Consider the following 741-nt stretch of genomic DNA (forward strand, 5'->3'; position numbering starts at 1 on the left):
GATGACTGCGCGCAGTTACGCCCCTTAGGTCGGGCCTTTGATGGCTATGTAGAAAAGACTGGTCGTGTTCGCTCAACCTGCCTGGTTCAGTATGCCAGTAACCGTTATAGCGTTCCTGCCCATTTTGCTGGCAAGCTCGTCTCACTGCGCGCATATGCTGATCGCATTGTGGTGGTTGCTGGACAGGAGATAATCGCTCAGCACACGCGCGGTTTTACCAGGAATACCAGTTACTTTGAGCCCTGGCACTATGTGCCTTTGCTGGAACGTAAACCCGGAGCTTTGCGGGATGGAGCTCCCTTTGCGAACTGGCAACTCCCCAAGGCAATGCTCATGATCAAAGACCATTACATGGACAGCAAAGGCGGCGATCGGGAGTTTGTTGATCTTCTCATGCTGGTGCAGGACCATGGGATTGAGATGGTCGAGGCGGCTTGTGAACTGGCCGTTGAGCAAAACACCTTGCGCCTGCCAGCCATCAGCAGCATGATCCGGTGATCACGCCACTACCCCACAGCTATGACTATCCTCATTTGACGACGCGCCCACAGGCAAACTGCAAACGCTATGAGGCGCTGTATGTGCGCCATGAGGGGGCCGCCCTATGAACGTTCTGATCGACCAACTCACACACCTGCGCCTGCATGGAATGGCGACCTGCGCACAAGACTTGCTGGCCTCGCGCAAGCAATCAGACCTTACGACAACACTCAAACAATTGATCGACGCTGAAACTGTAGA

Annotated in this window: 1 pseudogene; it reads left to right on the top strand. The window is 54.5% G+C overall.

Annotated elements, in window-relative coordinates:
* Positions 1-498, top strand: a pseudogene (locus PsAD37_RS28460) (IS21 family transposase); the annotation flags it as partial.
* Positions 499-741: the final 243 nt, after the last annotated feature.

It is taken from the genome of Pseudovibrio sp. Ad37, from assembly GCF_001623075.1.
GTDB lineage: Bacteria > Pseudomonadota > Alphaproteobacteria > Rhizobiales > Stappiaceae > Pseudovibrio.